This is a genomic window from Terrimonas ginsenosidimutans (assembly GCF_022012415.1).
Lineage (GTDB): Bacteria > Bacteroidota > Bacteroidia > Chitinophagales > Chitinophagaceae > Terrimonas_A > Terrimonas_A ginsenosidimutans.
The window spans coordinates 54,531-67,926 of the sequence record NZ_JAKLTR010000015.1; the positions used below are offsets into that span (position 1 = coordinate 54,531).

At 46.5% G+C, this 13,396-nt stretch carries 8 protein-coding genes; 1 reads left to right on the plus strand and 7 read right to left on the minus strand.

The annotated features are described in order from the left end of the window. Window position 1 precedes the first annotated feature (1 nt). Window positions 2-1,258, plus strand: coding sequence for a tetratricopeptide repeat protein (locus LZZ85_RS20770; RefSeq protein ID WP_237875282.1), 1,257 nt, complete (start codon window positions 2-4; stop codon window positions 1,256-1,258). A 112-nt stretch (window positions 1,259-1,370) separates the two neighbouring features. Here LZZ85_RS20770 and LZZ85_RS20775 read toward each other — a convergent pair whose 3' ends face one another. The 7 genes from LZZ85_RS20775 to LZZ85_RS28695 form a co-directional block, all read right to left on the minus strand. Beyond that, window positions 1,371-3,389 (minus strand): M13 family metallopeptidase, encoded by a 2,019-nt coding sequence (locus LZZ85_RS20775; RefSeq protein ID WP_237875283.1) that lies wholly within the window; start codon window positions 3,387-3,389, stop codon window positions 1,371-1,373. Between the two features lie 190 nt (window positions 3,390-3,579). After that, window positions 3,580-4,971 (minus strand): TlpA family protein disulfide reductase, encoded by a 1,392-nt coding sequence (locus LZZ85_RS20780; RefSeq protein ID WP_237875284.1) that lies wholly within the window; start codon window positions 4,969-4,971, stop codon window positions 3,580-3,582. Between the two features lie 328 nt (window positions 4,972-5,299). Then, window positions 5,300-6,253, minus strand: a complete 954-nt coding sequence (locus LZZ85_RS20785; protein ID WP_237875285.1) for a purple acid phosphatase family protein — start codon at window positions 6,251-6,253, stop codon at window positions 5,300-5,302. 22 nt (window positions 6,254-6,275) lie between these two features. Next, window positions 6,276-7,910, minus strand: a complete 1,635-nt coding sequence (locus tag LZZ85_RS20790) for a RagB/SusD family nutrient uptake outer membrane protein (RefSeq protein ID WP_237875286.1) — start codon at window positions 7,908-7,910, stop codon at window positions 6,276-6,278. A 19-nt stretch (window positions 7,911-7,929) separates the two neighbouring features. Continuing rightward, the gene (locus tag LZZ85_RS20795) at window positions 7,930-10,905 is read right to left on the minus strand and encodes a SusC/RagA family TonB-linked outer membrane protein (protein WP_237875287.1); all 2,976 of its coding nucleotides are present in this window, start codon (window positions 10,903-10,905) and stop codon (window positions 7,930-7,932) included. 489 nt (window positions 10,906-11,394) lie between these two features. After that, window positions 11,395-12,342, minus strand: a complete 948-nt coding sequence (locus LZZ85_RS20800; RefSeq protein WP_237875288.1) for a nitrilase family protein — start codon at window positions 12,340-12,342, stop codon at window positions 11,395-11,397. Between the two features lie 63 nt (window positions 12,343-12,405). After that, window positions 12,406-13,203, minus strand: a complete 798-nt coding sequence (locus LZZ85_RS28695; protein ID WP_237875289.1) for a DUF6597 domain-containing transcriptional factor — start codon at window positions 13,201-13,203, stop codon at window positions 12,406-12,408. Window positions 13,204-13,396: the final 193 nt, after the last annotated feature.

Below are 13,396 nucleotides of genomic sequence, written 5' to 3' on the forward strand. Positions count from 1 at the left end.
TATGTTCGAGGACCACAGGCTATCAAAAGTCAGCATACTCATTCAACAGAAGAAATATGCGGAAGCAGAAAAAATGCTGGCCGATCTGTTAAGAGAAGACCCTAACAATACCCGGTTCCTGGCTCTCCTCGCTGAGGTGAATATCGGGCTCGGAAAATTTGACACAGCGAATACTCTTATTGAAAATGCCATCGGTCTTGCGCCCGACGACGCAAGACTTTTTTACCTGAAAGCGTTCACCTCTCTCCACCGCGATCAGTTTGATGATGCAGAGAACAGTATCCGCCAGGCAACAAAGCTCGATCCGCACGAAGCAGAATACGTTGCCTTACTCGCCAATCTCAGACTGGTGCGTAAAAAATATGATGAAGCACTGGAGCTCGCCGATCATGCACTCGAACTCGACCCGGAGAACCTCCTTGCACTGAATACCAGAAGCACCGCGTTGATCAAACTCGGCCGTAAGGCTGAATCTTTCGAAACGATCGAAGGTGCATTGCGCGAAGATCCCAATAATGCTTACACCCATTCCAACTATGGCTGGGGACTGCTGGAAAAAGGAGATCACCGGAAAGCACTGGAGCATTTTAAAGAAGCACTCAAAACCGATCCCAATAATGAATATGCACGGTCCGGAATGCTGGAAGCGATGAAAGCGTCCAACCCGGTATACCGTCTCTTCCTGAAGTATGCTTTCTGGATGGGTAACTTCACCGCCAAATATCAATGGGGCATTATCATCGGCCTCTACCTGGCCATGAGAGGAATGCAGTCACTTGCAAACAGTAATGAAAACCTGCGGCCTTACCTTACACCTGTGATCATCACCCTGATCATCTTCGCTTTTTCTACCTGGATCATCACTCCTGTCAGCAACCTGTTTTTACGATTCAATAGATACGGGCAGTTATTGCTCAGTCAAAAACAGAAGATCAGTTCTTCGCTCGTTGCCATAAGCCTGGCTGCCTGTCTGGCCGGTATAGCCGCTTATGCAATGCTCAGCGATGAACGTTATCTTTCTGTGGCAGCATTCGGCCTGGCTATGATGCTGCCTTTCAGTGTGATGTTCTCCCCATCACGTTACAAACATGCGCTCCTGGTCTATGCGCTTGCATTGGCTGCGGTGGGGTTAATAGCCATCGGAATAACTTTCTCCACCGGCGAATTGCTGCACGGTGTGAGCACCATCTTCATTTTTGGTTTCATCGCCTTCCAATGGATCGCCAATTTTCTGGTGATCGGTGCAGACAACCGGTAAAATATTTCTTCTGATCAAGGGGGAAGATCATATAAAAAGAAGCCGGCCTCCTGGATCACCAGGAGGCCGGCTTCTTTTATTCCCCGATTGAAAAAGGTTCATTACTCTTTATCTACCAGACCCTGATCCGTTCATTTTCCGGCTTGTACATTTTGTCGCCCGGTTGTACATTGAACGCGTTGTAGAATGGCGTAAAGTTCATCAGCGGGCCATTTACACGCCAGATCGCGGGCGAGTGAGAATTCGTATTCACATACATTCGCATGAACTCATCCGTTGTTTTCACTCTCCAGATCCGGGCAATAGAAATAAAGAAACGCTGATCGGGCGTGAACCCATCAAGCCTTGCTGTGTCTTTTCCCTGTTCTGTCAATTTAAATGCATCATAGGCAATGGCAATACCGGCGAGATCGGCTGTATTCTCACCCAGTGTCAATGCACCTTTTACATGCACCGAATCAAGCACGGTGAATAAATTATACTGATCAAGTACCTGCTGGGTCCGGCTTTTGAACTTCTCATAGTCGGACTTTGTCCACCAGTCAGTAACGTTGCCATCTTTATCATACTGAGCTCCCTGGTCATCAAAAGAATGCGTGATCTCGTGCCCGATCACCATGCCGATACCTCCATAGTTCAGCGCATCGTCAGCATTCATATCAAAATAAGGAGGCTGTAATATTCCCGCAGGGAATACGATCTCATTCAGCGGAGGATTATTGTAGGCAGTGACAGTAGGCGGTGTGGTATGCCATTCCGTTCTGTCAACCGGTTGCCCTACTTTAGCCAGCATATAATCGTAGTCATTCTTATTGGCTGACAATCTGTTTTCGAAATATGTATTGCGCTTAACTTCCACTTTTGAATAATCTCTCCATTTGTCCGGGTAACCGATCTTCTCGGTAAATGCCTGCAATTTTTCTTTTGCCTTTGTTTTGGTAGAATCACTCATCCAGTCCAGTTTGGTGATCCGCACTTCGAACGCTTTCTTGAGGTTATCCACCAGCATTCTCATCCGCTTCTTTGCTTCATCAGGGAAATATTTCTTTACATACAACTGTGCCAGCGCCTGACCCAGAGACCGGTCCACGGCCTGTGTCATCTCTTCCTTGCGGGGCTTCTTGTCAGCCTGCCCGGTAAGCACCTTTGTGTATTTGAAATTCACATCTGTAAATGGCTTACTTAAAAAACCTGAGTAATTCCGGAGCGTATTTGCTTTCAGATAAACTTTCCAATCGTTTACAGGCACGGAAGACAACATTGAATTGAGTTTGTCGTAATACCCAGGATGACGCATATTCACCGAATCTACTTTGACACCATAAGCGGTCAGTAAAGTTTGCCAGTTGAGATTCGGTTGTTTTTTTGACAGGTCCGAAACGGAGAATTTATTGTAGTTGGCCTTCACATCCCTGAGTTCAATATTGGTTTTATGGGCTGTAGCCAACTGCTTTTCTATGTCATACGCCAGTGCCGCATTTTTTGCTGCCGTAGCAGCGTCAGCGCCTGTCAATTCAAAATAAGAACCAATGGCAGTCCTGTATGCTTTCTGAATATTGACAGTAGATGAATCTGATTTGAAGTAGTAATCCCGTTCAGGCAATCCAAGACCGGCCTGTCCCAGGACAACAATGTTTGTAGAACTTTTCTTATCATCCGGGCCGACCGAGAAACCGATGAAAGTTCTGTTTCCCGTTTTTTGTTCATCCGCCACCAGCTGTAACAATGCAGGCAGATCCGCCGCTGCATCTATTTTTGCAAGAACAGGTTTGATCGGATCATAACCCCGCTGGTCAATGGCCGCGGTATCCATGCCCGATGCATAGAAATCCCCAACTTTCTGTTCAATGCTACCCGCGGGACTATTGCTTGCCGCAACACTGTCCAGGATCCCCTGTAACCGGATCCGCTGGGGAAAATTCAGGAACGAATACGAACCCACCCCAGTCTGGCTGGCAGGTATCACAGCACTGTCATACCAGGTGCTGTTGACGTACATAAAAAAATCATCTCCCGGTTTCTTTGTGGAATCAACCCCTGTAATTACAACGCGGTCGGGGTTTTGGTCAGCTGCCTGCTTACAGCTTAGCGCCAGCAGTACAACCAGCGACAACAAACAGAGTCTTGTCATACGTATTGATTTAAGGAATGTAGGAATTCTTTAAATGTACGTCAATGAGCTTAATAATGAATACAATATCAAACTTTCCTGCAACCGCTGATGGAATGACCGGCCTTCAGGAAACCTTCGCCGGAAACACATTCATCTCAAACCGGAAGTTTACTCCGGGCATTGACCTGTCACCAATCAGTCCTGAACTTTACAAATACCTCCCGATTAATTTCTTCAACTCCAAACTACCCGGGTGCGGTGAATCTGCTGCTATAACCTCACCCGTTTTTCCGATCAGAACATAACGTGGGATCGCCTGAATTTTAAATTTCTTCTTTATTTCAGATCGTTGGAAATCGGCAATAATGAATGAATGAGCCGGGCTGTCAATACGCTCCACCCGGGAAGCCTTTATCCAATCACTGTACCTTTCGTCAATAGAAATGTACAACACCTGTAGCTGATCATATGCCTGCGCCAGTTTCCGGGTATCCGGCATCGTTTTGCGGCAAGGTATACACCAGCTCGCCCAAAAATCGATCAGCACAAGTTTACCGCGTGAACCTTCGATCAATGCATCCAAACTGGTAGATGCCTGATCCATCGACACAAGCTCCTTTTTATTACTGACTGATTTTTTGAATTCAATCTCCCTTTTAAGATATTCGACATACAAAAGATTGTTCTCATTCTGATGGGTGATATATTCTGTAAGATGAGACCGGTCTGACCCTGTACCGTATTTCAGCTGTTCCTTCAGTGTTATAAACAATAAGAACTCTTTCGTCCTGCCCGAAAATACAGAGTCAATAATGTCATGCGCGCTCTCACCGGCCTTGTGGCCATTGTCGATCTTTTTAGCGCTGACCAGGTACTGCAGATAATGATACGCACCCATTCTGTAAGCCAAATCAGGCAGACAACTATCACAGGAAAAACTGCCGCTATCAGCGATCTTTCCTGTATCAGCAAAAGCCGGCCAGCCTTTGACCTGGATCGCAGGCGAACTTAAAATTGCAAAAAGGTTTGCCTGTTTTAAATAATAAAAGAACTGTTTTGCATACTGGTAGAATTCGTCCGACACAGGATTGGGGATCATATATTTCTCCAGAAACTCAAGCGCCTTCTTTTCTTTTTCGCGCTCGAACTTTTCCACCACCGGGTAATCTGCAGACCTGATCACCTGCTTCATCCTCATGGACGCATTAGTTGTAAAAAAATCCGGGTATTGTGCATTGAGCTCAGCAAAGAAGTTAAGCTCGTTATTTCTTTCTTTGAAAGAGGACAGAAATTTGATGCTATGATCATTGGCAGTTAAATAGAGTTCTTCGCCTGGTATTATATAGTACGGTATCCCGCTAAAAGCATCAAATAGCAAAACAGGTTTTTCAATCACTATTTGCTTTTCTTTACTGTCTTTGGAGAGAGGAAAGGGAGGGCTTGTATCATTAAATTGATCGGCATAAAAGAAGGAGACACTAACCTTTGCTGAATCTGCAAGTCTTATCGTCGTGGAGGAACTCACCACTTCCTGGCCGGACGACCTGACAGCTACCAGGAGCAGCATGAACATAAAGAAGCGCGTTTTGACCTCCGGCATATGATTTCATTTAAATGTCGTTTAGTTAATTAATTTCCCGAAAGTTCATTCGATGGACATCGGCCCTCGAACTACTGAAGGCCCTTTGTTTTACAGCTGAAATGTGATGTAAATAACGCTAAATTCCATACTTCACCGGATGAATATCCGGGGAGAGTCAGGATTTCGCGGTGATCTGCGGGAATAATATCCGACAACGAATCACACACCCGGAACGCAGCTCACCTGTTATGTATGATCTTACTAAAGCCTTTTGCGGAATGACCGTCGCGCAAAAAAAAGCCGGCCCACTTTCAGGTGGACCGGCGGGAAATATGATCGTATTCGTTTACTGTTTGATCAATTGCGTCTCATACAGTATCTGATCTTTATAATCGATGAACTGCACCAGCACCTTCTCTTTCGTCACGGAAAAAGTGGCAAAGCCCTGGGTAGGTGCGGCAAACTTACCAATCCCGGGATAGACCGTAACAGGCCTTGCTTCTGACGCAGCACCTGAAATGATATGGTGTGTCGGACCTTCAGGTTTTGTATACTCAAGATGATGTTCATGACCCGCGAGATAAACATCTACTTTATATTTTGTAAAAATGGGTTCCAGGAATTCCCGCATCTTTTTGGTATCAGGGGAATCTTTCCTCCATCCGGCGGTATACAACGGATGATGACCTACCACGATCTTCCAACGCGCTTTACTGGATGCCAGTGTTTTCTCCAGCCATTCACGCTGTTGCTTCACAGCGCCGGCCTTGTATTTAACACCATCATACGCCTGCCCCCTCATTTCCTTTTCCATCGGATCTGTGTCAAGAAACACCATCAGCACAGAATCGTCCTCCACACGGAAGGTTTTTGTATAGTATCTCGAAGGCATGGTCCAGCGGCTGCTGATCTTACTGTACTCCACTTCTGCATCAGGATTCGAGGCATAGTCGTGATTCCCCAATACAGGATACCACTTCACATGCAATGATTGCGCTGTATAGATCGTTTCATAGGAAGCGATCCAATGGTAATCCTGCACGCTGGCCACGCCATACGGATAGAAGTTATCACCGGTTGCCACCACGAACGACGCGCTCAGATCATGCGCAGCCTTGCCCATTCCTGCCGCAACCTCTTTCTGATGATTTTCGCCATTCCTTCCCCAATCTCCCATCGCAATAAAGTGAAGCGCATTGGGCAGCTTTTTAAGTCCGGGTATAGATCCCCCGGTATATCCCTGATCTCCCTCAAGCGGAGCCTGGGCAAAAAGTCCGGCGCCCGCAATAACGATGATCATTATGGTCAATAAGTACCTCATATTAATAGCCCGGGTTCTGTGCAAGATTCGTGTTTAGTGAACGCTCTACCGTCGGGATCGGGAAGATCCTGCGGTAAGTCTGATTGCTTACGACAGGATTTACCGCCGTTACAGTTGATGTCTTAAAACCCCAATCCGATTCAAATTTGCCAAAGCGGATCAGGTCATTACGGCGCCATGCTTCCCAAGAGAATTCACGTGCCCTTTCAGGAAGAAGATCATCCAGCACAACGGAGCCAGCCAGTGTCGCCTTTGCTCTTGATCTGATCTTATTCAGTAAAACCAGCGGGGTTTGCAGCTCGCCGTTCACTGTTGTAGCCGTCGCCCCACGAAGGATCGCTTCCGCTTTCATCAGGATCACATCGGCAAGCCGGAATACGGGAACATCATTTCCCTGGTAGCGCGTACTGGCATTGCCGTTAGGATCGGGATAGTACTTGATGGAACGGATTCCCTTATGCTGTCCGCGGATATCATTACCGATGTCCATCGTCGGTGCATTTTTCAAGGTCAGTTCTTCCCCGATCTCCACATGCCAGTTGATCGCATTGTTGGTGGCAGACGTTTCATCCAGGCTTCTCTCCGTAGTAGCAAAAAGAACAGGCGTTCCATTGAAGTTATTCTGCTTGCCGCGGATCCATAATGTATCACGGATATCACCAGGGAACTTATTGAAGTTGTTATGATAAAAATCCGGGATCGTACTGAGTGCAATACTTGAACGGAATGGGATCCGGTATTTATCCTGCAGGGTGGTCAGCAAACCAAATCGCGTAAAATGGTTTCCCTGGATAAGGTTTGCATCATAAGGAACCGCCATGATCGTTTCGCGGATCGCCGGTCCGTTGGTTGGCGCAAAGATCGACGCATAGTTTGGCTCCAGTACAAATGGCCCGCGCGTGAGTATACTGTCTCCCATCGCCACCGCATCTGTATACCTTGCCGTGCCGGTGTAGTATTCTGCATTGAGATACATCTTCTGCAATAACGCAAATGCCATCCATTTCGTAGCATGACCGTAAGTAGATGCGCCACTTGCCTCTGACAGGTTTGGTAATGCTCTGCGCAGGCTTGTTTCAATAAAATTGAAAACGTCCTTACGGGCAGCGGTAGGCGGGTTCATCTGGGCCGGAAAAGTATCAATGATCGGAATATTACCATACAGATCCATCATGAAGAAATAAAATAAAGACCGCATCGCCGTTACCTCCGCAATAGCAGACTCTCTTACCGGGCCAGCCGGTGAAGCGGCAAATAGGTTAAGAAGTGTATTACACCTCGTGATCGCACCAAATCCCCATTTCCAGTTGCCCACCACATTCGGATGGTCTGCGTTCCAGGAATGTAAGTGTAAAAAACGGTATTGACCGCCATCATCATAGTTACCGCCTCTTGCCGGAATGATCGCTTCGTCGGTTGACAACTCCTGCATTCTCCAGTAATCCACTGCGTAACTGAATCCGGTATTGTTATAAGAAAGATCGGTATACATCGGCCCCATCACCGCTGCATAAGATGCCGCGTTGGTTGGAAAGTTCTCATTGGTATACTGTGACTCCACCGGCACATCGAGCTTTGTGCAACTGGCGAACAGCAGCATTGCAGCGATGATATAAAAGAAAAATATTCGTTTCATTGATTTCGTTTTAATGCATTTAGAAAATAACATTCACACCAAAAATGAATGACCGTGTTTTAGGATAGAAATTGTTATTATCAATTCCAGGTTCAATACCACCCATATTAATCTCAGGATCTATACCGCGGTATTTCGTAATAACGAATGCGTTGTTCACACTTGCATACAGCCGCAACTTGCGGATATACTGACTCTTCACAGGAAGAGAATAACCCAGCGTTGCGTTATCCAGTCTTAAATAAGAACCGCTCTCAATATACCTGTCTGACAAAAGATTGGTAAACAGATCCGCCACCTGATCTCCCTCGTCAATGGTGTATTGAGGAACATTTGATGGTGGATTACTGGTTACCGCCGGGCTGTTCAGTGAGGCAAGGGTAGAGTTCAGGATCTTATTGCCAGACACGCCGCGCACAAAGATGTTCAGATCAAGATTCCTGTAAGTAAAGCTGTTGTTCCAGCCATAGATGAACTTAGGCTGCGCATTGCCAAGGATCATATGATCCGCAATAGTTGGCTGAGCAGCTTTTACGCTTCCATCTGCAAACAGGAAGGTTGAAAGACCTGCCTGGTTTTTTCCCGCATAATGCCATGTATTGAACGTACCGATAGGATATCCTTCACGCAATACCTGCTTTGGAATACCTGACTGCCCTTTTCCGCCTACATATGCCGTAAGGAATTCTGTAACCGCCAGAACATCATTTGACAGGGATACTACTTTATTCTTATTCGTAGAAATGTTGAAAGAAGATTTCCAGGTAAAACTCTTCGACTGAACAGGTGTTGCGTTCACTGCAAACTCAAATCCGGTATTACGGATCTTACCAACATTGGCGATCAGGCTTTCGTTCACATACTGCGTGTTACTTACGGTGTAAGTAGCGATCAGGTCAGACGTTTCTTTAATGTAGTAATCCATCGTTGCCGTCAGACGTCCTTTCAGGAAAGAGGCATCGATCCCTATGTTGCTTGTAGCGGTCTTCTCCCATTTCAGGTTCGGGTTGCTGTTTTGCACAATACCGAATGCATTCGCCATGGCGCCGTTCAGGTAGAAGGTTCCGGTACGATCATAACGATAAACAGCGATCAGCGAAGGAAACCCTAAAGAATTCCCAGTAGCCCCATACCCTGCTCTGAGCTTCAGATCATCGATGAACGTAACATTGTCCATGAAACGCTCTTTGCTGATCCTCCAGCCTGCGGAGAATGCAGGGAAGTATCCCCAACGATTGTTCATACCAAATGCAGATGATCCATCTCTGCGCAATGATGCCTGGAACAGAAAGCGGTCATCAAACTGATAATTTACCCTTCCATAAAAAGAGATCAGTCGCAAGGTGCTGATCCCCGTATTGTCAAACAACACTGTTCCGTTCGGAGGATTACTGAAATAAAGGTTGTTATAAGTCAGGTCGTCTGTGGTAAAGTTTTGTGTACGGACACCAAATCCATCTCCGCGACGGTCTTCCTGCCATGAATAACCTGCGAGCGCCTGTACATAATGGCGACCGAATCCTTTATCAAAATTGAAGTAAGACTCCAGCACCTTTTTATTATTCTCATAAGTACTTCTTCTCGCCATACCGTTTGCACCGGGCGCCAGCATCGAAATGCTGTTGAAGTAAAGATTGCGGTCTTCCTGGTGGTTCTGCGCGGCAAGGCTGAGCGTATATTTCAGGAAAGGAAGGAGCTTCAGCTCAGCAAACCCGTTGATCAGGGTCTTCCGGTCCTTTGTTCTGTCGATATTATTATCAATATAAGCAACCGGGTTATACCAGCTGATCGCTACATCTTCGTTATACTTTCCAGCTGCGTTCTTCACTCCCACTGTGGGAACATAGTTGATCATTGATCCGAATACCTGCGAAGGGATATTGTCTTTGTTATCTGTATTATTCAGAAAGCTTAGTCCCAGTTTCAGGCGGTCATTCAATGCTCTTGTTTCCACGCTCAGGCGGGCAGTGATCTTCTCAAGGGCTGATCCTTTCATCACCCCCTGGTTTTCCAGGTAGTTGATGCTGGCTGCAAAGTTGCTGGTAGCAGAACCTCCTGAGAAAGAGATATTGTGATTATGGGAAAATCCATCCCGCTGCACCTCATCCTGCCAGTCTGTATTTGATCCATCATCATACTGTGGAAGAAGTGAACGGTTGATCGATGTCATATAATTGCGGAACTCCTGCCCGGTCAGCATGTCAATCCTGTTAGACACGCGTTCTGATGCGATATAACCGTTATAAGCTACGCGGACCTGTCCGGCTTTCGCTTTCTTGGTCGTGATCATGATAATACCATTCGCCGCCCGTGCTCCATATATCGCCGTAGCGGATGCATCTTTCAGGATGTCTATGGAAGCGATATCATCGGGAGAAACCAGGTCAGGTGATGCATCCGGCACTCCATCTATCACATAGAAAGGTTCCTGCGCACCATCATCCGTTCTCAGGGTCGATGGGCCGCGTAATAACACCGCAGGCCGTGCATTGGGATTGCCGCTCCTGGTAATATTCAGACCGGCTACCTTGCCCTGCAGCATCTGTGCGGGAGAGGAAAGAACACCCACGTTCATTTCTTCCGCCGGCACTGAAGTAACCGATGCTATAAGATTTCTTTTAGATGAACGTCCGTATCCGGTAACCACCACATCTTCGAGACTGGTTGCTTTCAGTTTCATCGTTAAAGTGATGGTAAGTACCCCTGAGGAAGGAATGGTATTGCCTTCAAGCGTATCTGTTTCATACCCGATCATGCTGACAATAATATTGTAGGGACCGTTATCGGGAAGTTTCGCAACGTTGAAAGAGCCGTCTTTAGTGGAGCTGGCCGATACGGCGTAATGCGTTACCGGGTTTTCTACTCTTACGGTGGCATTGGCCAACCGCTCACCGTTTTCGTTGTTGACCGAGCCGGTGATCGACTTGTTGTTCTGCGCCATCAGCTGCCAGGAGGTAAGTAGCAAAAGACCTACTCCTGCCAATAATTTTCGCATAAGTAATTAGTTTGGTTTAAAAATGAAAACACCGGACGTATCGTTCGGGTCACGATCGTCCATTGAAAGTCTATAAATCAACTACAAACATATCAGAAAGCTGCACGGACAAAGACAGCCTCACATTACGGTATTATTACCTTAATGTTACTCTTCATTAAATTTTGGGAGATCCATTAAAAGTTAAGAATTTCTCAGGAATTTTCTTTATCCGGCCGGGCAGTTAGCCGAAAAATCAGGTAAAAGTCTTTGCTCATGGCCTGATAAGAATTCTTTTAGGATGTCCGTTGTCCATCCACCGTTCACCGTTGTCCGTTGTCCGTTGAACGGATCCCGATGAAATGAAAAGACAAAATAAAAAAGCCTTCCGTCAGCGGAAGGCTCCATATCAAAAACGATTTCAAAAAATCGGACAACGGACAACGGTCAACGGTCAACGCTGAACGGACAACGGACAACGGTGAACGGTCAACGGTCAACGGTCAACGGTCAACACTTCAGCCAGCTGACTGACTGAAAAGACTGGTGATCTTGTCCCAGTATTTCTTTGTACAACGCCGGTCTTCGCGCTTTGATATAGCGGCTACCACCGGCCAGTTGAAGTTTTTCTTTTGTCAGGCAGGCTGTAACCAACGATTCATCCAGTTCTGTACATTCTGCCACCACGTCTCCAAACGGATCGATGATCATCGACCGCCCGTTCTTCAGCTGATCATCATCCATACCGATCGGATTGGAGAAGATACAATACACCGCGTTATCATAAGCCCTGGCGGGCAACCACTTCATCAGCCAGTCACGCCCCTTCATTCCTTCAAATTCCAACCGAAGCGATGTGGGATCAGTGTGCCGCTTTTCCCACAATGCCGGATCAACAAAGCCCGCTCCCGGCCTCGTTGATGGCGTACACATCGTTACATGCGGCATAAAAATGATCTCCGCCCCCAATAGCTTTGTAGCCCGGACATTCTCCATTATATTATTGTCATAACAAATAAGGATCCCGCATTTCCAGCCATACAGATCAAAAACACAATAGGAAGAGCCCGGCTTCAGATGCGGATTGATAAAAGGATGAAGCTTCCTGAACTTCGCAATAAGTCCGTTCTTATCAACGCAGATATATGCTTTGTAAAGATCTCCGTCACCCTCTCTCTCAAACAGGCCCGCACAGATCGCGATATCATACACAGACGCGATCCTGATCAGCTCCCGCACACTCTGCCCATCCGGGATCTCTTCGGCCAGGTCAGTTAATTCCTCTTTCGAAAGTTTACGCGCAAACGTATAGCCTGTTACGGAGCATTCATGAAAGGCGACTACCCTCGCTCCTGCGGCTTTAGCTCTGCCGGCGAACTCCTCTATTTTTGCAAGATTGTATGCCTTGTCCCCACTCCTGTTTTCGAATTGCACTGTGGCTACTGTAATAAGACTCATGTTTTTTCCACAAAGCTAAAGTCAGTAACAGGTGGAAAATTGTAAGAACGCGACAGTTCCATTCTAAATACTGAAAAAGTTCACTGCAAGATGTTCGCGGTCGCGGAAATAATCAGTCGGGGTAATACCGGTAATTGCTTTGAATTCATGATTCAAATGTGCCTGGTCAAAATAACCGCTTGACAAAGCTCCTGCTGTAAATTTTGCCGCAGACATTTCTTTGCGGCTTTCATGAATAAAATTATGTATACGGTTGAGGGTACAAAGTTTCTTGGGGGATAGCCCGACATATTCGCGAAACAGGCGTTCAAGATTCCGTTGGTGGCAGCCCGTCAGCAGCGATAATTCATTTACCCCAATATCACCTTTCCGTTGCCTGATCAACTGCAAAGCGGCATTCACCAGGCTCAGTTTTTCCGGGGTCTTTACAAAAACTTTGTTCAAAATAAATGCCTCGATCAACTCCAGGTTTTCCGTAAGGGTATTTTCCTGTAAAAAACGGCAACTGGTCCTCAGGTCTTTTTCAAGGATCAGATCAGTGCCTGTGATCTGATCGGTCATCATAAAAGCCGGAGTTCTTAGCAAGGACATCATTGCCGCCGGGTAGAACAGGACGATCATCAGCTTTGTACCCGGTCCGGCATATACATCCAGGTATTTTGTAAGTTGGCCGTATACAAAACATTCGGGATAGCCTGTACCGGAAGAAGAGGAAGCCATTAATCGTCCGCTTAATGTAAAGACCATACCCGGATGTCCATCGGGAAAAAGCCGGAAACATTTCACCTCCTTGCTTTTGTTTTCCAAAAAAAGGAAATGCCTGATGATGTTGGTCAGTGCAGGTGAAGGCGGTAGTTGCACAACTTCAATTTTGATGATGAGTAAATCAATCGGACCTTATCGGGCTATCCCTTAGCGTGACAAAATACGCAAAGCGATCATGCAAAGAAAATAAACCGGTTGAACTGCCAGATAGCTCCTGTACATCGTATAAAACCTGCGATGATCTGTATTACCAGTTGAAAGCGGTGATCCGTCAGCAATCAGATCTACC